The sequence below is a fragment of the Nocardioides sp. NPDC004968 genome, assembly GCF_040608935.1.
Classification (GTDB): domain Bacteria; phylum Actinomycetota; class Actinomycetes; order Propionibacteriales; family Nocardioidaceae; genus Nocardioides.
On the sequence record NZ_JBEXJF010000057.1, the window covers coordinates 1 to 20488 of the forward strand.

At 68.2% G+C, this 20488-nt stretch carries 18 protein-coding genes; 12 read left to right on the plus strand and 6 right to left on the minus strand.

The window, feature by feature from the left end; all coding sequences use genetic code 11:
• Positions 1-169: 169 nt before the first annotated feature.
• The 9 genes from mtrA (at position 170) to secA (ending at position 11669) form a co-directional block, all read left to right on the plus strand.
• Positions 170-877 (plus strand): MtrAB system response regulator MtrA, encoded by a 708-nt coding sequence (gene mtrA, locus ABZU72_RS27710; RefSeq protein WP_355021991.1) that lies wholly within the window; start codon positions 170-172, stop codon positions 875-877.
• Positions 874-2490, plus strand: coding sequence for an MtrAB system histidine kinase MtrB (gene mtrB, locus ABZU72_RS27715; RefSeq protein WP_355021992.1), 1617 nt, complete (start codon positions 874-876; stop codon positions 2488-2490). The genes mtrA and mtrB overlap by 4 nt, the downstream gene beginning before the upstream one ends.
• Positions 2487-4205, plus strand: a complete 1719-nt coding sequence (locus tag ABZU72_RS27720; protein ID WP_355021993.1) for an LpqB family beta-propeller domain-containing protein — start codon at positions 2487-2489, stop codon at positions 4203-4205. Before mtrB ends, ABZU72_RS27720 begins: the two co-directional genes overlap by 4 nt.
• Before the next feature lie 72 nt (positions 4206-4277).
• Entirely contained in the window at positions 4278-4982 is a 705-nt protein-coding gene (locus ABZU72_RS27725; protein ID WP_355021994.1) for a ComF family protein, read from the plus strand.
• A 406-nt stretch (positions 4983-5388) separates the two neighbouring features.
• Positions 5389-6030, plus strand: coding sequence for a ribosome-associated translation inhibitor RaiA (gene raiA / locus ABZU72_RS27730; RefSeq protein WP_350715432.1), 642 nt, complete (start codon positions 5389-5391; stop codon positions 6028-6030).
• Between the two features lie 114 nt (positions 6031-6144).
• Positions 6145-6825 (plus strand): response regulator transcription factor, encoded by a 681-nt coding sequence (locus ABZU72_RS27735; RefSeq protein WP_045547972.1) that lies wholly within the window; start codon positions 6145-6147, stop codon positions 6823-6825.
• 99 nt (positions 6826-6924) lie between these two features.
• Positions 6925-7395, plus strand: coding sequence for a hemerythrin domain-containing protein (locus tag ABZU72_RS27740; protein ID WP_355021995.1), 471 nt, complete (start codon positions 6925-6927; stop codon positions 7393-7395).
• 95 nt (positions 7396-7490) lie between these two features.
• Positions 7491-8702: a crosslink repair DNA glycosylase YcaQ family protein gene (locus tag ABZU72_RS27745; RefSeq protein ID WP_355021996.1), complete on the plus strand. Its 1212-nt coding sequence runs from the start codon at positions 7491-7493 to the stop codon at positions 8700-8702.
• Positions 8703-8768: 66 nt separating this feature from the next.
• Positions 8769-11669, plus strand: a complete 2901-nt coding sequence (secA, locus tag ABZU72_RS27750) for a preprotein translocase subunit SecA (protein ID WP_355021997.1) — start codon at positions 8769-8771, stop codon at positions 11667-11669.
• Between the two features lie 62 nt (positions 11670-11731).
• Here the strand turns inward: secA and ABZU72_RS27755 are convergent, their stop codons facing one another.
• The 5 genes from ABZU72_RS27755 to ABZU72_RS27775 all read right to left on the minus strand — a co-directional run bounded on the left by ABZU72_RS27755 (position 11732) and on the right by ABZU72_RS27775 (position 15759).
• Positions 11732-12274, minus strand: coding sequence for an Rv3235 family protein (locus tag ABZU72_RS27755; RefSeq protein ID WP_355021998.1), 543 nt, complete (start codon positions 12272-12274; stop codon positions 11732-11734).
• Between the two features lie 110 nt (positions 12275-12384).
• Complete coding sequence (locus ABZU72_RS27760) at positions 12385-12714, minus strand: sec-independent translocase (RefSeq protein ID WP_355021999.1); 330 nt, start codon at positions 12712-12714, stop codon at positions 12385-12387.
• A gap of 18 nt (positions 12715-12732) precedes the next feature.
• Positions 12733-13878, minus strand: coding sequence for a P-loop NTPase (locus tag ABZU72_RS27765; RefSeq protein WP_355022000.1), 1146 nt, complete (start codon positions 13876-13878; stop codon positions 12733-12735).
• Between the two features lie 11 nt (positions 13879-13889).
• Entirely contained in the window at positions 13890-14438 is a 549-nt protein-coding gene (locus ABZU72_RS27770) for a DUF1003 domain-containing protein (protein ID WP_355022001.1), read from the minus strand.
• Positions 14431-15759, minus strand: coding sequence for a CBS domain-containing protein (locus ABZU72_RS27775; protein WP_355022002.1), 1329 nt, complete (start codon positions 15757-15759; stop codon positions 14431-14433). The genes ABZU72_RS27770 and ABZU72_RS27775 overlap by 8 nt, the downstream gene beginning before the upstream one ends.
• Positions 15760-15948: 189 nt before the next feature.
• On the opposite strand from ABZU72_RS27775, the gene ABZU72_RS27780 reads away from it, so the two are divergent.
• Complete coding sequence (locus tag ABZU72_RS27780; protein ID WP_355022003.1) at positions 15949-17346, plus strand: endonuclease/exonuclease/phosphatase family protein; 1398 nt, start codon at positions 15949-15951, stop codon at positions 17344-17346.
• 138 nt (positions 17347-17484) lie between these two features.
• Positions 17485-18678: an acyl-CoA dehydrogenase family protein gene (locus tag ABZU72_RS27785; protein ID WP_355022004.1), complete on the plus strand. Its 1194-nt coding sequence runs from the start codon at positions 17485-17487 to the stop codon at positions 18676-18678.
• 87 nt (positions 18679-18765) lie between these two features.
• On the opposite strand, the gene ABZU72_RS27790 is transcribed toward ABZU72_RS27785, so the two are convergent.
• Entirely contained in the window at positions 18766-19143 is a 378-nt protein-coding gene (locus ABZU72_RS27790; RefSeq protein WP_355022005.1) for a MerR family transcriptional regulator, read from the minus strand.
• A gap of 103 nt (positions 19144-19246) precedes the next feature.
• Here ABZU72_RS27790 and ABZU72_RS27795 point away from each other — a divergent pair, with 103 nt between their 5' ends.
• Positions 19247-20341, plus strand: a complete 1095-nt coding sequence (locus tag ABZU72_RS27795) for an alkene reductase (protein WP_355022006.1) — start codon at positions 19247-19249, stop codon at positions 20339-20341.
• Positions 20342-20488: the final 147 nt, after the last annotated feature.

A 20488-nucleotide genomic window follows, 5' to 3' on the forward strand; every position in this document is an offset into this window, starting at 1 on the left:
CAATGCCAGCTTGTCGGGCGAGGAGGCGCAGGCGATGACATGGGCGCCGAGCAGCGCGCCGATCTCGACCGCCGCCAAGCCGGCGCCCCCGGAGGTGGACGAGCCGACTCGCGCGTTGTGGGGTGGCTCATGTGACGCGTCGCACGCACTGGGTGACAGAATCGGACACATGGCCGATCGCAGTGCTCCCGACCAGCCCGCCAAGGGCAAGGTCCTCGTCGTCGATGATGATGCCTCGCTGAGCGAGATGCTTGCGATCGTGCTGAGACAAGAGGGGTTCGACTCACAGCTCGTCTCTCGTGGTGACATGGCGCTGCCGGCGTTCCACGACTACAAGCCCGACGTGGTGCTGCTCGACCTGATGCTTCCCGGGATGGACGGCATCGAGGTGTGCAAGCAGATCCGCAAGGAGTCGGGCGTGCCGATCGTCATGCTCACCGCGAAGGGCGACACGGTGGACGTGGTGGTCGGACTCGAGTCCGGGGCCGACGACTACGTGGTCAAGCCGTTCAAGCCCAAGGAGTTGATCGCAAGGATCCGGGCGCGGGTCCGCAGGCACGGCGACGCCGTGCCCGAGGTGCTGGAGATCGGCGACCTCACCATCGACGTGGCCGGCCACCAGGTGACCCGTGGCGACGAGCAGATCCAGCTGACGCCGCTGGAGTTCGACCTGCTGGAGTGCCTGGCCCGCAAGCCCCACCAGGTCTTCTCCCGCGAGGTGCTGCTGGAGCAGGTGTGGGGCTACCGTCACGCCGCCGACACGCGCCTGGTCAACGTGCACGTCCAGCGGCTGCGCTCCAAGGTCGAGCACGACCCGGAGAACCCCGAGATCGTCGTCACCGTCCGCGGCGTCGGCTACAAGGCGGGGCCCGTGTGACGCTCCAGCAGGTCGTCCGCACCACAGCCCGGACGCCCAAGAAGCTCCTGACCACCTGGCGCCGGTCGATCCAGACCCGCGTCGTGGTCTACACCGTGCTCCTCACCGCAGCCGCCGTCAGCCTGGTCGGGCTGATCCTGCTCGAGCAGATCGGCGACGAGCTGGTCCAGGACCGGGTCGCCGCGGCGAAGGCGGAGGCATCCGAGGAGCTCTCCGCGGCCCGCTCGAGCATCGCGGAGACCTCGGGCGCCAACGGCGGCACGCCGCTGCAGCGCAACGATCTGGGCGACCCGATCATCCAGCGCAGCGTCTCGCGCGGCTACGGCGTCGTCATGGCCGGTCCGGTGACCTCGACCTCCGGCCGGATCAGCGACGACGGTGTCGAGTGGACACCCGGTGTGGACGTACGCAGCGTCCCGCGCACGCTCGAGGACCGCTTCCAGACGAACCGCGCCGAGCCTGCCTGGACCTACACCCGGATCTCCTACGACGACGGCGAGCGGTCGACGACCCCCGGCATCGTGATCGGGTCGCAGCTGGAGCTGCACGACGACACGTACAACATCTACTTCCTCTTCCCGATGGACCAGGAGCAGGAGACGCTCGGCGTCATCACCCGCGGGCTGCTGGCCGCCGGCGCGATCCTGATCCTGCTGATCGGCGTCGGCAGCTGGATCGTGACCCGCCACGTCGTCACACCCATCCGGATCGCCCGCAGGACCGCCGAGCGGCTCGCCGCCGGCCGCCTCGAGGAGCGGATGGTCGTCCACGGCGAGGACGACCTCACTGGCCTGGCTCTCTCGTTCAACCAGATGGCCAGCGGGCTGCAGAACCAGATCCGGCAGCTCGAGCACCTCTCCCGCGTCCAGCGACGGTTCAGCTCCGACGTCTCCCACGAGCTGCGTACGCCGCTCACCACCGTCCGCATGGCCAGCGACGTCCTCTACGAGGCCAGGGACACCTTCGACGCCCCGACGGCTCGGGCGGCCGAGCTGCTGCAGACCGAGCTGGACCGGTTCGAGACGCTCCTGAGCGACCTGCTCGAGATCAGTCGCTTCGACGCCGGCGCGGCCGTGCTCGACCTCTACGACACGGACCTGACCGCGCTGGCCCACGCCGTCGTCGAGGCCCACACGCCGCTCGCCGACAAGCGCGACATCGAGCTGAAGGTCGTCGCTCCGAGTCATCCGTGCATCGCCCAGGTCGACCATCGCCGGGTCGAGCGGATCGTACGCAACCTGGTGGCCAACGCCACCGACCATGCCCTGGTGGGTCAGACCGTCACCATCCGGATCGACAGCGACGAGCACGCGGCGGCGCTGACCGTGCGCGACCACGGTGTCGGGCTGGCCCCGGGGGAGACCGCTCTCGTCTTCAACCGGTTCTGGCGAGCCGACCCCGCCCGGGACCGTTCCAGCGGCGGCACCGGCCTGGGCCTGTCGATCTCCCTCGAGGACGCCCATCTCCACGGAGGCTGGCTGCAGGCCTGGGGCCGCCCGGACCAGGGTGCGCAGTTCCGGCTCACGCTTCCGCGCTATGCCGGCGCGGCGCTGAGGCACAGCCCGCTCCCGCTCGTCCCGGCAGACGCCCGTGACACCTTGGAGGCATCGTGAGACCCGTCTTCGCCGTCTTCCTGGCCGCGCTCGCGCTCCTCGTCTCGGCGTGCACGGGCGTGCCCGACTCCGGCCCCGTCCAGAGCGTCGACCTGGCCGCGCCGGACGTGCAGGAGGAGGTCATCCCCTACAACCCCGGCGCCCCGCGCGCGGGAGCGTCCTCGGGCGAGATCGTCGACGGCTTCCTCGACGCGATGAAGGCCACCCCGATGAGCACCGCCTATGCCCGCCGCTACCTCACCAAGGACGCGGCGATGAACTGGGCGCCGGCCGGCCGCACCCTGGTCTACGGCGAGCTCGGCAGCCACGTCAGCTCCTCGCCGCGGGTGTCGGTGGAGCTGGAGGACGCCGGCTGGCTCGACGAGCGGGGCGTGTGGCGCGGCAAGCTGGCCGCCTCGCAGGCGATCCTCGACTTCGAGCTGACCCGCGCCGAGGGCGAGTGGCGGATCAGCTCGGCGCCCAACGCTTTGGTGGTCGAGGAGGACTGGTTCCTGACCCACTTCGCCCGCAGCAACCTCTACTACGTCGAACCGACTGGCCACACCCTGGTGCCGGAGCCGATCTTCGCCCCCAAGGGCACCTCCTACGCCACCACCCTGGTCTCCAGCCTGCTGAGCGGCCCGGGGGAGGAGGCGCAGGGCGTGATCCGCAGCGCGCTCCCGCCCGAGGCGGACGAGCCCCGCTCGGTGGACGTACGCGATGGGGTGGCCGAGGTCGACCTCGCCGGTGACCTGGATGACCACAGCTCCGAGGAGCTCCAGCTCATGGGCGCCCAGCTGGCCTGGACCCTGCGGCAGGACGCCAGCGTGGAACGTATCCGGCTCACGATCGACGGGGAGCCGGTGGTGCTGCCGGGCTACGGAGAGACGTTCAGCGTCGACAGCGGCGGCGGATACGATCCCAACGGCACCTCCGCGCGGGTCGACCTCTACGCGCTGCGTGGCGGCGCGCTGGTGACCAGCACCGGGGAGAACGGCGACCCGTGGGTGCCGGTGCTCGGCGCCTGGGCGAAGTCCCACGGCGTGACCGACGTCGCCGTCGACGCCGACGGCTCGACCGCCGCCGCGATCACCGCCGACCGCACCGGCGTCGTCGTCGGTGAGCTGACCAGCGACGGCGAGCTGTCCAGGGCCCCGGTGAAGGGCACCCGGCTGCTGAGGCCCTCCTGGGACCTCGCCGGCCGGCTGTGGCTGGTCGACAAGGACTCGACCGGCGCCCGGGTGATGTACGTCGACGGCGACCGCCGCGTCCGCGTCGCGGTGCCCGGCGTGACGGGGGAGAACGTGACCCGGTTCCTGGTCTCCCGTGACGGCACCCGGTTCGTGGCGGTGATCGACGGCGAGTCCTCGGACCGGATCGTGGTCAGCCGACTGCGGGCCAGCTCGAAGGGCGAGATCACGACCGCGACGTCGGCCGTCCTGCTGCCGCACCCGGACTCCGGGTCGATGCGGGTCACCGACATCGCCTGGACCTCGCCGACCACCATCGTCGCGGTCCAGCAGATCAGCTCGACCGCGCTCTTCCAGTCGGTCTCGCTCGACGGTGCCCCCAGCGGCGAGCGCTACACCCTCAGCGACCGGGTCACCGGTGTCGTCGGCTCCCCGGTGGCCTCGGCCCGCCTCTATGCCGTCTCCAGTTGGACCCTCCTGGATCCCCTCGACCGGTTCGACCTGGAGCTGCCCTCCGACCTCTCCGACATCACCTATCAGGGCTGACTCTCCACAGGTTTATCCACAGGTACGCGGCCCCTGGTTGCCCCCGTGGCACGCACTTGGTCCACTCCACCCATGGACCTTGCAGACGCCTGGCACGACCTGGTCGTCGGCGGCCGCTGCGTCGGCTGCCGACGGCCCGGCAGGCTGCTCTGCCACGACTGCCGGGTCGACCTCCCGGACACGGCCCGGCCGAGCCCGCCGACCCCGGCGCCGCCGGGCATCGCCCCGGTCTTCGCTGCAGGGCCATACGACGGCACCCTCAAGCAGCTCGTCATCGGTCTGAAGGAACACCAGCTCCTCGGCCTCCGCAAGCCTCTGGCCGGCCTGCTCGCGCTCTCCGTCCTCGAGGCGATGGCGACGACCGGCACCGGCCCGACCGTCCTCGTCCCGGTCCCGTCGCGCCCCGCCTCCGTACGCGAGCGCGGCCTCGACAGCACCGAGGCGATCACGCGCAGGGCAGCCGCGATGCTGAGGCGGCACGGGCTCGGCGTACGCCATCACCAGCTGCTCCGCACCAGACCCGGTGTCGCGGACCAGGCCGGTCTCGACTCCCGGCAGCGACAGGCCAACCTCGACGGTTCGATCACCTGCCCCGCGTCCGGCATCCGGACACTTGCCAGGAAGATCCCGCGAGCGACGCTCATCGTCTGCGACGACGTGATCACCACCGGCGCGACCGCGCGGGAGGCGCAACGAGCGCTGGAATCGGTCGGTCTCGGCGTGAAAGCGATCGCGACCGTAGCGGCCACCCAGCGTCGGTCTCGCGTTCAAATGTAGGAAACCGTCATGTAATTCTGTTGAAGGGCTTTCGTGGGGCAGATCGGCGAACTACCGTCACTACATGGAGTCCGCCTGGGTCCGTGGTTGCGTCGCAGAGAGGTCCGCATTGCGGGCATCCGAGCGGCAAGCCGATGCCAGTCGCAGGCGAAACGGTCCACGTAACCCTACGCACCCAGATTTTGGGGCAAGGGGATCACGGTGCGGCTTAGAGATAAGTCCTGCCCTTGCCCTCCCGTCAGATACGGGAACCAGCAAGGAGAAGGTGGAGTGGCATCAAGCTGCTAAGCCTCAGCAGGCGATTGTGGGGTCGAAGACCAGGTCGGCCAGGCGGACTCCGTACCCCGGAGGTCACATGCGCTGACCGTCCGGGATCCCGCCAACCCCGAAACACCGGGAGGTACCGATGGAAGTTGTCGTCACGGCCCGCAACGCCGAGGTCTCAGACCGCTATCGCGCTCACGTAGCAGAGAAGCTCGCGAAGCTCGAGAAGCACGACCACCGCATCATCAGGATCAACGTGGAGGTCGACAACGAGCCCAACCCGCGCCAGCACAAGGGCGCCGTACACGTCGAGCTCACCGCATACTCGAAGGGTCCGGTCATCCGGGCCGAGGCGTGTGCCGAGGACAAGATGGGGGCGCTGGACCTGGCTGTCGACAAGATGGCATCCCAGATGCGCCGAGCCGCCGACCGCCGCAGAGTCCACCGCGGCCGTCGTACGCCGGTATCCGTCGGACAGGCACTCGCGGGCATCGAGCCCGACGGCCTGGCCACGACGTCCGAGTCCGAGCAGTTCGAGGAGGAGACGGTACGGGAGCACCAGGTCGGTCCGATCACGGTGACGGGGGAGGGGCCCTTGGTGGTCCGGGAGAAGACGCACACCGCGGAGCCGATGACGCTTGACCAGGCCCTCTACGAGATGGAGCTGGTCGGACACGACTTCTACCTCTACATCGACAAGGACTCGATGCGGCCGGCGGTCGTCTACCGCCGGCGGGGATACGACTACGGGGTGATCGCGCTCAACCGCGCAGACCTCGTCTGACGGCTGTGACGAGCAACCGCTCGTAAGCACGTCGGCCGGGACTTATCCATCCCTCAGGTGGATGAGTCCCGGCCATTCTCTTTGTCATCATCAGTTACGTGCCATGATGCATTCGTGTCATCTACATCTGGTGCCGATCGTGAGCCGGTCCGCGTCTTGGTTGTCGACGACCAGGAGCTCTTCCGAAGGGGCCTGGTCGCGCTGCTGGCGAGTGAGCCCGGCATCGAGGTCATCGGAGAGGCGACCAACGGCATCGAAGGCACCGAGCGCGCCGCGGCTTCCGCTCCGGACGTCGTGCTGCTGGACGTACGCATGCCGAAGCAGACCGGACTGGAGGCCTGCGTCGCCATCAAGGAGGCCGTCCCTTCGGCCAACATCATCATGCTGACCGTCTCCGACGAGGAGGCCGACCTCTACGACGCGGTCAAGGCCGGCGCGATGGGCTACCTCCTCAAGGACTCCTCGATCGACCAGGTCGCCCAGGCGATCCGGGTCGTCGCCGACGGCCAGTCCCTGATCAGCCCCTCCATGGCGGTCAAGCTGATGGAGGAGTTCAAGCAGATGTCCCGGCCGGACCGCTCCCCGGTCCCCGGCCCCAAGCTCACCGACCGCGAGCTCGAGGTCCTCGGCCTGGTCGCCAAGGGCCTCAACAACCGCGAGATCGCCAAGCGGCTGTTCATCTCGGAGAACACGGTCAAGAACCACGTACGCAACATCCTGGAGAAGCTCCAGGCTCACTCGCGCATGGAGGCGGTCATGTACGCCGTGCGCCAAAAGCTCCTCAACGTGGACTAGGCTGACGCCAGCGTCGCGTGCCGGTGGCAGACCGTGTCAGGCATGGAGGCGCCGGATTCGAAGGAGCACGACTGATGTTGTCGTCCCCTTCGCCCTCGCGTGACTGAGGGCGAGAAGACCAGGCTGATCGCCTGGAGCAACGAGATGCGCGACGTGCACGAGCGTCTGCGCAAGGCCCTGCGGGTGACGCAGGAGACCATCGCCGCGGGAGATCCCGCCGAGCCAGCGGCTCGTGACCTGCTGCTGTTCTGTCATGGGTTCTGTGCGGCCCTGACCGGCCATCACGAGGGTGAGGACCGGGAGCTCTTCCCGGCGATCGCCCGGTCGCACCCGGAGCTGCGCGAGACGATCCGCTATCTCGAGCAGGATCACTCCATGATCGGTCACCTCCTCGGCGGCCTCCAGGCCGCCGTCGATCGGGCCGCAACCCCCGAAGACCTCGGCAAGCACCTCGAGGGCATCTCCGCGATCATGGAGTCCCACTTCCGCTTCGAGGAGCGCAAGCTGCTGAGCGTGCTCGACACCTTGAGGCTCGATGCGGACGTCGGGGAGGTCTTCGGCCCGCTGTGAAAGAAACTTTTCTTTCACCGGCTGAGCGCTGCAACGGTTCGGCGGGAGCCGGTTCCGGACGAGACTTGTCCGGAACCGGCTCTAGAGTCGGTCTCGTGCCTCGCTCTCAGACACTCAGCCGCTCCCAGGCCCGCCGGATCGCGCTGGCGGCGCAGGGGTTCGCCGACAAGCCCCACACGACGCCGACGATGCGTACGTTCCAGCGCACGCTCGAGCGCACCGGCGTCCTCCAGGTGGACTCGGTCAACGTCCTGCAGCGCGCGCACTACATGCCGCTCTACAGCCGGATGGGGGCGTACGACACCGGACTCCTGCACCGCGCCAGCAAGGGCCTCAAGGACCGCCGGATGGTCGAGTACTGGGCCCACGTGCAGGCGTTCATGCCGGTCGAGCTGTGGCCGCACATGCAGTGGCGGATGGACCACTACCGGGCTCAGAAGGGCTCGAAGTGGTGGGGGAGCGTGCCGGACGGGATGAAGGAGAAGGTGGTGGCGCTGGTGGCCGAGCAGGGAGCGCTCACCGCGCGCGATGCGGCCAAGGTGCTCGACGACGCGGGCCCCCAGACCAAGGACCACTGGGGCTGGAACTGGTCCGACTCGCGCAAGACCCTCGACATCCTCTACATGTTCGGCGAGCTGGCGATCTCGCACCGCAACGACCAGTTCGAGGTCGCCTACGACCTGCCCGAGCGCGTCATCCCGCGGATCCACCTGGACGCGCCGACGCCGTCGAAGGAGGAGGCCCACCTCGAGCTCGTACGCCGCGCCACCCGGTCCCACGGGGTCGGCACCGCCAAGGACATCGCCGACTACTTCCGGATGCGCGTCGACGACACGACACGCGCACTCAACCAGCTCATCGACGCCGGCGAGGTGGAGCCGGTCGCGGTCGAGGGCATCCGCAAGCAGGCGTACCTCTTCTCGGGGTCCCGCCTCCCGCGGCGCGTCGAGGCCCGTGCGCTGCTGAGCCCGTTCGACCCGCTGGTCTGGGAGCGGGAGCGCACCGAGGCGCTCTTCGACTTCTTCTACCGGATCGAGATCTACACGCCGGCGCCCAAGCGGATCCACGGCTACTACGTGCTGCCGTTCCTCCTCGGCGAGCACATCGTCGGCCGCGTCGACCTGAAGGCCGACCGCAAGAGCGGAACGCTCAAGGTCAAGGGTGCTTATACGGAGGAGGGCGCGCCCGTGGAGACGGCCATCGAGCTGGCGGCAGAGCTCGAGCGGCTCGCCGGATGGCTCGGCCTGAGCGCCATCGAGGTCGATCCCAAGGGCGACCTGGCACCCCTGCTTGCGCCGTTGGTGTGAGTGGGCGACCGGGAGGTGGGTAGAGTGAGCGTGCTATCTGTCTGCCGCTAGTAGGAGCCCGCCACCGTGGCAATTCTCGACAAGATCCTTCGCCTCGGCGAAGGCAAGATCCTTCGCGAGCTCGAGGCCATCTCGAAGGCCGTCAACGCGATCGAGGACGAGTTCGTCGCGATGAGCGATGACGAGCTGCGCGGGATGACCGACGAGTTCAAGCAACGCCTGGACAACGGCGAGGACCTCGACGACATCATGGCCGAGGCGTTCGCCACGGTCCGCGAGGTCACCAAGCGCGTCCTGGGCCAGCGTCACTACGACGTGCAGATCCAGGGCGGCGCGGCGCTCCACCTCGGCAACATCGCCGAGATGAAGACCGGTGAGGGCAAGACCCAGACCGCGGTGCTCCCGGCCTATCTCAACGCGCTGGCCGGCAAGGGCGTCCACGTCGTCACGGTCAACGACTACCTGGCCAAGTTCCAGGCCGAGATGATGGGCCGCATCTACGGCTTCCTCGGCCTCACCGTCGGCGTGATCCTGCCGCAGATGACCCCGGCGCAGCGCCGCGAGGCCTACAATTGCGACATCACCTACGGCACCAACAACGAGCTCGGCTTCGACTACCTGCGCGACAACATGGCCTCCTCCATGGCCGACCTGGTTCAGCGCAGCCACTTCTTCGCGATCGTCGACGAGGTCGACTCGATCCTCATCGACGAGGCCCGCACCCCGCTGATCATCTCGGGCCCGACCGAGGACGACGTGAAGTGGTACGACGAGTTCGCCACGATCGCCAAGACGCTGACCAAGGACGTCGACTACGAGGTCGACGAGAAGAAGCGCACCATCGCCGTTCTCGAGCGAGGCATCACCCGGGTCGAGGACCACCTCGGCATCGAGAACCTCTACGAGGCGGTCAACACCCCGCTGATCTCGTTCATGAACAACTCGATCAAGGCCAAGGAGCTCTTCCGCCGCGACAAGGAGTACGTCGTCGCCAACGACGAGGTCCTGATCGTCGACGAGCACACCGGCCGCATGCTCGCCGGTCGCCGCTACAACGACGGCCTGCACCAGGCGATCGAGGCCAAGGAGGGTGTGAAGGTCCGCGAGGAGTACCAGACCCTGGCGAGCATCACCCTGCAGAACTACTTCCGCCTCTACGAGAAGCTCTCCGGCATGACCGGTACGGCCATGACCGAGGAGTCGGAGTTCGACAAGATCTACAAGCTCGGGGTGGTCCCGATCCCGACCAACAAGCCGATGATCCGCAAGGACCAGCCCGACCTCGTCTACCGCACCGAGGAGGCGAAGTACGAGGCGGTCGCCGACGACCTGGTCGAGCGCCACAAGAAGGGCCAGCCGGTGCTGGTCGGCACCGTGTCGGTGGAGAAGTCCGAGTACCTCGGCAACATCCTCAAGAAGCGCGGTGTCCCGCACACGGTCCTCAACGCGAAGTACCACGCCGACGAGGCCAAGATCGTCGCGCTGGCCGGCCACAAGGGCGCGGTCACCGTCGCCACCAACATGGCCGGTCGAGGCACCGACATCATGCTCGGTGGCTCCGTCGACTTCCTGGCCGACCAAGAGCTCCGCAAGCAGGGCCTGGAGCCCACCGGCGAGACCGCCGAAGCGTACGAGCAGGCCTGGGCGCCGACCGTCGAGCGGATCAAGAAGCAGGTCGCCGCAGAGCACGAGGAGGTCACCGAGCTGGGTGGTCTCTACGTCCTCGGCACCGAGCGCCACGAGTCCCGCCGCATCGACAACCAGCTGCGTGGTCGTTCCGGCCGTCAGGGTGACCCGGGCGAGTCCCGCTTCTACCTGTCGCTGGAGGACGACCTGATGCGCCTGTTCAAGGGCGAGTGGGTCGACCGCATCCTGACCACGCTGAAGATCCCCGACGACGTGCCGATCGAGGCGAAGTCGGTGACCAAGTCGATCGCCAACGCGCAGACCCAGGTCGAGGGCCAGAACTTCGAGTCCCGCAAGAACGTCCTCAAGTACGACGACGTCATGGACCGTCAGCGCAAGGTGATCTACGCCGAGCGCCGCGAGGTGCTCGAGGGCGCCGACCTCGAGGACCAGATCCGCACCTTCATCGACGACGTCGTCACCGGCGTCGTCACCGGCGCGACCCAGGAGTACGCCGAGGAGTGGGACCTCGACCAGCTGTGGACCGACCTCAAGCAGATGTGGCCGGTCTCGGTCGAGCCCGAGAAGCTGATCGCGGACGCCGGCGGCAGCAAGGACGACCTCGACCGCAACGAGCTGATCGAGATCCTCAAGAAGGACGCCCAGGAGGCGTACGACCGCCGCGAGGAGGAGATCGGCTCCGAGGGCATGCGCGAGGTCGAGCGCCAGGTCGTCCTCTCGGTGCTGGACCGCAAGTGGCGCGAGCACCTCTACGAGATGGACTACCTGCGCGAGGGCATCGGTCTGCGCGCGTACTCGCAGCGTGACCCGCTGGTGGAATACCAGCGCGAGGGCTACGACATGTTCACCGCGATGATGGACGGCATCAAGGAGGCCGCGGTCGGCTACCTGTTCAACCTGGAGGTCCAGGTCGAGCAGGCGGAGCCGGAGTTCCACTACCACCCCGACGGCACCCGTCACGCTGGTCCGATGCACGAGGGCGCGCTCGCAGAGCCGCCGGTCGGCGTCGGTCAGGCCGGTGGTCTCCAGGACATCTCCGCCGCCCTGAAGTCGCAGCCCGCCGCCCCCGTGTCCAGCGCCGGCGCTCCCCAGATCCACGCCAAGGGCCTGCAGAAGCCTGCCACCCCCAAGCACCTGGCCTTCTCCGGCCCGGACGAGCAGGGTCAGGCCGAGGCGCAGGGCGCCGTCAGCAACGCCGACGACCCCTACGCCAAGATCGGCCGCAACGAGCAGTGCCCCTGCGGCTCGGGCAAGAAGTTCAAGCAGTGTCACGGCCGCCCCGGCGGCCCGACCGGCCTCACCACCCGCGTCAACGGCTGAGGACCCTCAGCGATAACCCGTGGAGCGCTGTACGTACCAGGTACGTACAGCGCTCCATGGTTTTATGTGTACGGCCCGAAGTTGAGGACCGTGCAGATCCAGTTCTCGCCGCTCTGCTCGAAGCGGAGGGCCATCGCGCGGTAGCCGTGGCCGTACTTGATCGTGGCGGTGGCCTCGACGATGGTGTCGGTGACGACGTGAAGGTGCCATCGATAGACGCGGGGACGGACCGGCTGGTGGCGGCCCAGACCGGGCTCGTACGCCCCGCTACGGGCGGTCAGAGCGGCGCGGTAGCGCAGATCGGCGACGACCTCCTTGGTCGTCCAGCGGACCAGCTGGCTCGCCGGCCGGTCCCCGCCGACGACCTCGGCGATCTTCTGGGCGAACTGTGGGATCCATGCGTTCAGATGGCCGCGGGCCGGGACGATCGGAATCGGCTCGGCCAGCAGGGCGTCATCCTGCCCGCTCCGGTCCGGCTGCGGCGGGTCCAGGCGTGGCTGTAGATCGAAGGCGAGCGTGCCCTGGACATCGGCCAGGGGCACCTCGGCAGGGCGTTGCGGATCCGGCTCCGCAGGATCAGGGTCCCGAGATGGTAGAGCGCTCATGGGCGCAAACTCCTTTCTACGCAGGCAACCTTCTCTTACCCGTTATTCGTGGTTCTAAACCGGCGAGTAACAGAAGGTTCTGCTGTGACAAAGGAGACTGGAGGGACGGGCTACGTTGCCTGGTCGTCGTAGGGCGGCTTCTCGCCGGCCAGAAGAGGCCTGGGCGCCTTGGCGCGCGCCTCTTCCTCCTCGATGTCGGCGAGAGCTTCCTGGATCTGTCTGCTGACGATGCGACGCGGGTCGAGGTCGCGCAGCTCGAGGTCCTGGTAGGCGGGCCCGAGCTCTCCGCGCAAATCGTCTCGCGCGTTGTTGGCCAGGTTGCGCACCTGGTGGAGGAGGCGGGCGATCTGCCGTGCCATGTCGGGGATCTTGTCCGGCCCGAAGACCAGGATGGCGATCACGACGATGACGGCAAGCTCCGCGAAGCCGATGCCGAACACGGAGGTGAACCTACAGGCTCAGAGCTTGGAGGTGGGAGTGAGGCCCAGTTGCATGCCCGCGAGCCCGCGGCCGCGGCCCGAGATCGTACGCGCCACCTCGGCCAACACCTTGGCCGACTCGGCAGTCGGGTCGGACTCGACGATCGGCTTCCCGGCGTCGCCGGCCTCGCGCAGGGTCTGCTCCAGCGGGATCTGGGCTAGCAGCGGGACCTTCGAGCCGAAGCGCTGGGAGAGGGTGTCGGCGACCCGCTGGCCACCGCCGGAGCCGAAGACCTCCATCTTGGAGCCGTCGGGCAGGACGAGCCAGGACATGTTCTCCACGACACCGACGACGCGCTGGTGCATCATCTCGGCCATCGTGCCGGCCCGCTCGGCCACCTCGGCGGCGGCCTCCTGCGGGGTGGTGACCACGACGATCTCGGCGTTGGGCAGGTGCTGGCCCAGCGAGATCGCCACGTCGCCGGTGCCCGGGGGCAGGTCGAGCAGCAGCGCGTCGAGGTCGCCCCAGTAGACGTCGGAGAGCATCTGGACCAGGGCCCGGTCGAGCATCGGTCCGCGCCAGGCGACGACCTGGTCGCGGCGGGGCTTGAGCATCCCGATCGAGATCACCGAGACGCCCGAGGCGGTCGGGACCGGCATGATCAGGTCGTCGACCTGGGTCGGCCGGGAGTCGGCCACGCCCAGCATCGCGGGCACCGAGTGGCCGTAGATGTCGGCGTCGACGATGCCGACCTTGAGACCCTGCTGGGCGAGCGCGACGGCCAGGTTGACCGTGACCGACGACTTGCCGACACCGCCCTTGCCCGACGCGATCGCGAAGACCTTGGTCAGCGAGCCCGGCTGGGCGAAGGGGATCTCCCGCTGCGCCTGGCCGCCGGTGAGCCCGTTGCGCATCTCGGTGCGCTGCTCGTTGGTCATCACACCCAGCTCGAGGTCGACGCCGGTGACGCCGTCGACCTTCTCGAGCGCGGCGGTGGTGTCGCGGTTGATGGTGTCCTTGAGCGGGCAGCCGGCGACGGTCAGCAGCACCTTGACGCTGACGAGACCTGCGTCGTCGATCGAGACGGAGTCGACCATCCCCAGCTCGGTGATGGGACGTTTGATCTCCGGGTCCTGAACGGTCGCCAGGGCTGCGTTGACACGGTCGAGAAGCGGGCTACTCACGGTATGCAAGCCTACGTCGTACGTGGGGAGTCTCCAGCATCGCCCGAGGGCTGGTCGATCGGACCGCGGTGACGGTCGCGCTCGTCGAGCTCCTCGAGGAGCAGCCGGAGCTCGGAGCGGAGATAGTCGCGGGTGGCGACCTCGCCGAGGGCCATCCGCAGCGACGCGGTCTCGCGGGCGAGGAACTCCATGTCGGCCTTGGACTGCGAGGCGATGCGACGGTCCTGCTCGGCGATGGCCCGGTCGCGGTCCTCCTGGCGGTTCTGCGCGAGCAGGATCAGCGGCGCGGCGTACGACGCCTGCAGGCTCAGCGCCAGGGTCAGGAAGATGAACGGGAACTCGTCGAAGCGCCAGTCCTTCGGAACGAGGAGGTTCCAGACGACCCAGATGACCACGACCATCGTCATCCAGGCGATGAACCGGGCGGTGCCCATGTAGCGCGCGAAGGCCTCGGCGAAGGAGCCGAAGGCGTCGGCGCGGAAGGTGGGCCGCCGGACCAGCGGGCGGCGCAGCTCCCGCGGGGTGTCGAGGCGGCCGCGGGCGGCGCGGGTGTCAGCCACGTCGCACCATCTCCGGCGTGATCACCTTGTTGGGACGGGTGTCGGGCCTGGTGTCGGGCCGCGGCTCGGTGGGCGACTCCTGGCGGGCGAGGTTCTCGCGCCAGTTCTCCGGGAGCAGGTGGTCGAGCAGGTCGTCGACCGTGACCGCGCCGGCCAGATGGCCGTTCTCGTCGACGACGGGAGCGGCGACCAGGTTGTACGTCGCCAGGTGGGCCGCGACCTGCTCGGTGCTGTCCTCGGGGCGCAGCGGCTCCAGGGACTCGTCGAGCGCGCCCGCGACCAGCGTGGACGGTGGCTCGCGCAGCAGCCGCTGGATATGGGCGATGCCGAGGAACTTGCCGGTCGGCGTCTCCAGCGGAGGGCGGCAGACGTAGACCAGGGCAGCCTGGGCCGGAGTGAGGTCGGGGTTGCGTACGAGAGCGAGCGCGTCGGCGATGGTCGCGTCGGGGCCGACGATGACCGGCTCGGGGGTCATCATCGAGCCGGCGGTGTCCTCCTCGTAGGACATCAGCCGGAGTACGTCCTTGGCGTCCTCGGGCTGCATCAGCTCGAGCAGCAGGGTGGCGGTCTCCTCGGGCAGCTCGGCGATGAGGTCGGCGGCGTCGTCGGGGGACATCTCCTCGAGCACGTCGGCGGCACGCTCGGAGTCCAGGGCCCGCACGATGGCGACCTGATCGTCCTCGGGCAGTTCCTCGAGCACCTCGGCGAGGCGCTCGTCGTCGAGGGCGGCGACGACCTGTCGCTGGCGCTCGGGCGGGAGCTCGTGGATCATCGTCGCGGCATCGGCCGGGCGCATGTCGTGGATCGCCTGGACGAGGTGGGTCGCGGCCTGTGTGGGGGAGCGGCTGGCCAGTCCCTCGGTGTCGCTCCACTCGACCACGTGGGTCTGGCCGCGGCGGCGCAGCGCCTTGGAAGGCTCCTGGACCGCGACCCGGGAAAGCAGCCAGTCGCGGTTGCGGGCCTGCTCCATGCCGACGTCGTAGACGGTCCCGACGACGCCGGTGGGGCGGATGGTGACCTGACGGTCGAACATCTGGCCGATCACCAGGGTCTCGGTCGAACGCTGCTGGAAGCGGCGCATGTTGAGCAGACCGGTCGTGTAGATCTGACCGGCGTCGATGCTGGTCACCCGGGTCATCGGCACGAAGATGCGCCGGCGACCGAAGACCTCGACGACCAGGCCCAGCACGCGCGGCTGCCGGGCGTCGGATCTGACCGTGACCACGAGATCTCGCACCTTGCCGACCTGCTCACCGAGCGGGTCGAAGATCGGAAGGCCGACCAGGCGTGCCGCGTAGACGCGGTTGGGCGAGGTGCTCACGGGCCCACGTTATGACATGTCCCCCACTAGGTCGCTTCGACGCTCACGCGCTGGCACCGAACGCGAATTCGATGAGCTATCCGAACCGCTCGGGAAGGGGAACCAGGATCCGGGTGAGGCTTGTGTTACAAAAGTGGTCTATGTGACCAGTGAGAGCGCTCGTCGCTGCGTCGAAAGGGGTCCGAACAGATGCGTACGCAATCTGATGCCACGTCACTCGGGATCCGAATGGTCAACGTCCTGCTCGCCACCGGGCTTGTCATCGGTCTGGTCGGAGGCGCGCTCGTCGCCGTGCGCGACTCGTCCGCTCCGGCCGTGGCGGACCTGGAGACCGTCGCCTACTCGCCACCGCGCTACCGGATGGTCCAGGCCAACATCAGGGCGAGCATGAGCACGGCGAGGTTCAAGAAGGACGTACGCGAGGTGGTCGGCACCTCGCCCGACTTCATCACCTACAACGAGGTGAACGGCCGCCGGAGCGCGAGTCTCGAGCCGGGGCGCTATCGGGTCTGGCGCAAGGGTGGCGACGCGTACAGGTCGGCCACGGCGGTGGCGTGGGACAACGACGAGTGGGCAGCGACCTCGAAGGGCATCCACCAGATCAGCAACAAGCGCGGCAAGCCGGCCGACCAGAAGCTGCACTGGGGGATCAGGTTCGCCAACTGGGTCACCCTCGAGAATCGGGCGACCGGCCGGAACGTCTCGGTGGTCGCGGTGCACTTCGCGCCCAAGTCCAAGTACTACGGCGACCTGGTCCGTCCCTCGGCCCGCGCGCTCAACGTGCTCGTCAAGGCGCTGGCCAGACGTGGGCCGGTGATGGTCGGCGGCGACCTGAACGTGCAGTACGAGGGCTCTCGCTACCCGAGCGACATCTTCGCCGCGCAGCACCTGACCCCGAGCTACGACGTCACCCAGCAGGCACCGGTCACGCACGGCCGGGCCTCGACCATCGACTACGTGCTGGCCCGCGGGATCGCGCGGTTCGCCACCGGCAACCAGCGCGCCTTCGGGCTCGAGTCCGACCACCACGCGGTCCGCGTCGACTTCTCGCCGCTGCCGGTCACCTCCACCGAGGGCTCCTCCCGGGTCCGGTTCGGGCCGGGTGTCGTGGTCACCGACCCGGGACTGAGCACCGCCGAGGAGCAGAGTGTGCTGCGTACGGTCCTGAAGTCGATCAACAGCACCAAGCGGGGTCAGGTCGTCCACCTGGCCACCCGTGCGCTGAGCAACGCCAAGGTGCTCCGGGCGCTGAAGCGGGCAAAGTCGCGTGGTGCGCGGGTCCAGGTCGTCACCGCGGAAGGGACCACGACCGCCGAGATGCGCTCGTTGCAGCGGGTCCTCGGCAAGGACGTGAACAAGGAGAGCTGGGCTGTGCGGCGCCCGAGCGGCTATGACCGCGCGGGCCTACGAGCGACCGTGCTGCTGATCAGCAGGACCGGTGCCACTCCGGCGTTCGCCTTCAGCTCCAGCACCCAGATGTCCACCTCGGCCGGCACCGGGAAGCGGTCGGGCTACGTGAGCGTCACCAAGGCGTCGTACGACAAGCTCTTCAGGCCGTTCTTCTCGGCAGTCGGACGGCGGGTGTGAGGGACGTAGGATCGCGATGTGGTGGGAGTCACCCTGTCACTGATGGTTACTGATTGGTAACCTGCCGCAGTGACACGTACGCGTGGTCTCGTCGGGTCGAAACGATGTGGCCCCGACCACCGAGAGTAGGAGTGAAGCATGGGTCGCCTTGCCGAGACCGAAGGTCTCACCGATATTCAGGAAGAGATCCTGAAGACCGTCCGTCAGTTCGTGGACGAGAAGGTCATTCCGGTGGCCCAGGAGCTGGAGCATGCCGATGAGTATCCGACCGAGATCGTGGAGGGTCTCAAGGAGCTGGGCATCTTCGGTCTGATGATCCCGGAGGAGTACGGCGGGCTGGGTGAGTCGCTGCTGACCTACGCGCTGTGCGTCGAGGAGATCGCGCGCGGCTGGATGAGCGTGTCGGGTGTTATCAACACCCACTTCATCGTGGCCTACATGCTGATGCAGCACGGCACCGAGGAGCAGAAGCAGAAGTACCTGCCGAAGATGGCCACCGGCGAGGTCCGTGGCGCGTTCTCGATGTCCGAGCCGGGTCTGGGCTCCGACGTGAGCGCGGTGTCCACCAAGGCGACCAAGCAGGCCGACGGGTCCTATGAGATCACCGGCCAGAAGATGTGGCTGACCAACGGTGGCTCCTCGACCCTGGTCGCGGTGCTGACCAAGACCGACGAGGGCGCCGAGAGCGTCTACAAGAACATGACCACCTTCCTGGTCGAGAAGACCCCTGGCTTCGGTGAGACCGCGCAGGGCGTGACCGTGCCGGGCAAGATCGACAAGATGGGCTACAAGGGCATCGACACGACCGAGATGATCTTCGAGGCCCACAAGATCTCGGCCGACCAGATCCTCGGTGGCACCCCGGGCAAGGGCTTCTTCCAGATGATGGACGGTGTCGAGGTCGGTCGCGTCAACGTCGCCGCCCGCGCCTGCGGCCTGGCGATCCGTGGCTTCGAGCTCGGCATCGCCTACTCCCAGCAGCGTCAGACCTTCGGCAAGAAGATCGCCGAGCACCAGGCCATCCTGTTCCGTCTCGCGGAGATGGGCACCAAGGTCGAGGTCTCCCACAACATGATGGTCCGCGCCGCGCGTCTGAAGGACACCGGCAAGCGGATGGACGTGGAGGCCGGGATGGCCAAGATGGTCGCCTCCGAGTACGCCAACGAGGTCGTCGAGGACTCCTTCCGCATCCACGGTGGCTACGGCTACTCCAAGGAGTACGAGATCGAGCGGATCATGCGTGAGGTCAAGTTCATGCTGATCGGTGAGGGCACCAGCGACATCCAGAAGATGATCATCGGCCGATCGCTGCTCAAGGACTACAAGTCCTGACCCTTCAGGCGGATCTTCCGCCGAATCTGTAGAAGTGGGCGACGAGACAGTGGTTTCGTCGCCCACTTCTGCTGTCTCGGTGCATGCTCAGCCGGCGGAGCCGGACCGGAGGGTCGCGTTGTGGCGGCGATTCGTGGCGATCAGCTCGTCGAGCATGTCGCGGGTCTGAAGCAGGTCCTCGATGTGCGCGCTGAGCCGGTCGCGCTCGCTGACCATCATCTCGAAGGCCGACTCGGAGGTGTCGGCGCTCGGCCGGTCGACGCAGGGAAGGACCTCGCCGATCGTACGGCTCGAGAGTCCGCCCGCGTAGAGCCGCTGGAGCAGGATCACCCGGTCGACGGCCGCCTCGGGGTAGTGCCGCTGGCCGCTGCCGCTGCGTTCGGACACGAGCAGCCCCTGTTCCTCGTAGTAGCGCAGCGAGCGGACGCTCACGCCTGCCCGACGCGCGAGCTCGCCGATTCGCATCGAACTCCTCCTGGGGTGATCTCCGGCACAAGACTTGCCTCTGACGTCAGTGTCAGGTTCTAGCGTACGTGGCGAACCATTGCCACTCCCAAGGAGCTCACCTGTGACCAGCCTCTTCGACCGCCACCACCTGGGCCCGCTGACACTGCCGAACCGGATCGTGATGGCACCGATGACCCGCGCCCGAGGCACCGCGGACGGCCTGGCAACGCCGTCGATGGCGACGTACTTCGCTCAGCGGGCGACCGCCGGCCTGCTCATCTCCGACGGGATCGCCCCCAACCATGTCGGCACCTCGAACCCCAACACCGCGGGACTGCGTACGGAGGAAGAGGCCGCCTCCTGGCGGCAGGTCACCGACGCGGTCCATATCAACGGTGGCCGGATCTTCGCCCAGCTGATGCACGGCGGCCGGATCTCGCACGAGTCGATCTCCGGGCGTCGGCCGGTGGCCCCGTCAGCTGTCGCCGCGGCGGCCGACGTCTTCACGCCGACCGGGCCCCAGCCCGCGCCGGTGCCCCGTGCCCTGGAGACCGCAGAGGTCGCGGAGCAGGCCAAGTCCTACGCCGAAGCCGCCCGCCGTGCGGTCGGCGCCGGGTTCGACGGTGTCGAGCTGCACGGGGCCAACGGCTATCTGATCAGCCAGTTCCTCTCGACCAACGCCAACGTGCGCACCGACCGCTACGGCGGCACGGTGGCCAACCGCATCCGGTTCGCCGTCGAGGCCGTCGAGGCGACGGTGGACGCTGTCGGCGGCGACCGCACCGGCATCCGGCTCTCGCCCGGCGCCGGGATCTGGGACGTGGCCGAAGCCGACCATGCCGAGCTCTATGCGGCTCTGGTCACCGAGCTCAACCGGCTCGGGCTGGCGTACGTCCACATCGAAGCCACCACCGAGGAGGCGACCATGCTCGACCTGCGCAAGCGGTGGGACGGGACCATGATCGTCAACCCGAGCTCCTGGCTGACCCGCGGTGGGGCGGCGTTCGGGGCCAGGCCGACGGATCTGGACTCCGCGGACCGCTGGCTGGGCCTGGGTGCCGACCTGGTGAGCTTCGGCCGGGCGTACCTCGCCAATCCGGACCTCGTCGAGCGCCTTCGCCGTCGGCTTCCTCTCGCCGAGGCCGACCCGGCGACCTACTACACCGGTGGTGACGCCGGCTTCCTGGACGTCCCCGCCCATCACCAGGTCGCCTGACTCGCCTCGATCGAGTCCGCACGAACGGACGCCGATTCCGCAGTTGTGGGGGGGGGGGGGGGGGGGGGGGGGGGGGCCCCCCACCGCAGGGGGGGGGCGAACAAACGTTTGGTTGTTTTTTTTTGTTTTTTTTTTGTTTTTTTTTTA

Excerpts from the sequence above, each read along its gene's own strand:
- mtrA (WP_355021991.1), top strand. The coding sequence starts at position 170 with ATGGCCGATCGCAGTGCTCCCGACCAGCCCGCCAAGGGCAAGGTCCTC.
- ABZU72_RS27725 (WP_355021994.1), top strand. The coding sequence starts at position 4,278 with ATGGACCTTGCAGACGCCTGGCACGACCTGGTCGTCGGCGGCCGCTGC.
- raiA (WP_350715432.1), top strand. The coding sequence starts at position 5,389 with ATGGAAGTTGTCGTCACGGCCCGCAACGCCGAGGTCTCAGACCGCTAT.
- ABZU72_RS27755 (WP_355021998.1), bottom strand. The coding sequence starts at position 12,274 with ATGAGCGCTCTACCATCTCGGGACCCTGATCCTGCGGAGCCGGATCCG.
- ABZU72_RS27780 (WP_355022003.1), top strand. The coding sequence starts at position 15,949 with ATGCGTACGCAATCTGATGCCACGTCACTCGGGATCCGAATGGTCAAC.
- ABZU72_RS27785 (WP_355022004.1), top strand. The coding sequence starts at position 17,485 with ATGGGTCGCCTTGCCGAGACCGAAGGTCTCACCGATATTCAGGAAGAG.
- ABZU72_RS27790 (WP_355022005.1), bottom strand. The coding sequence starts at position 19,143 with ATGCGAATCGGCGAGCTCGCGCGTCGGGCAGGCGTGAGCGTCCGCTCG.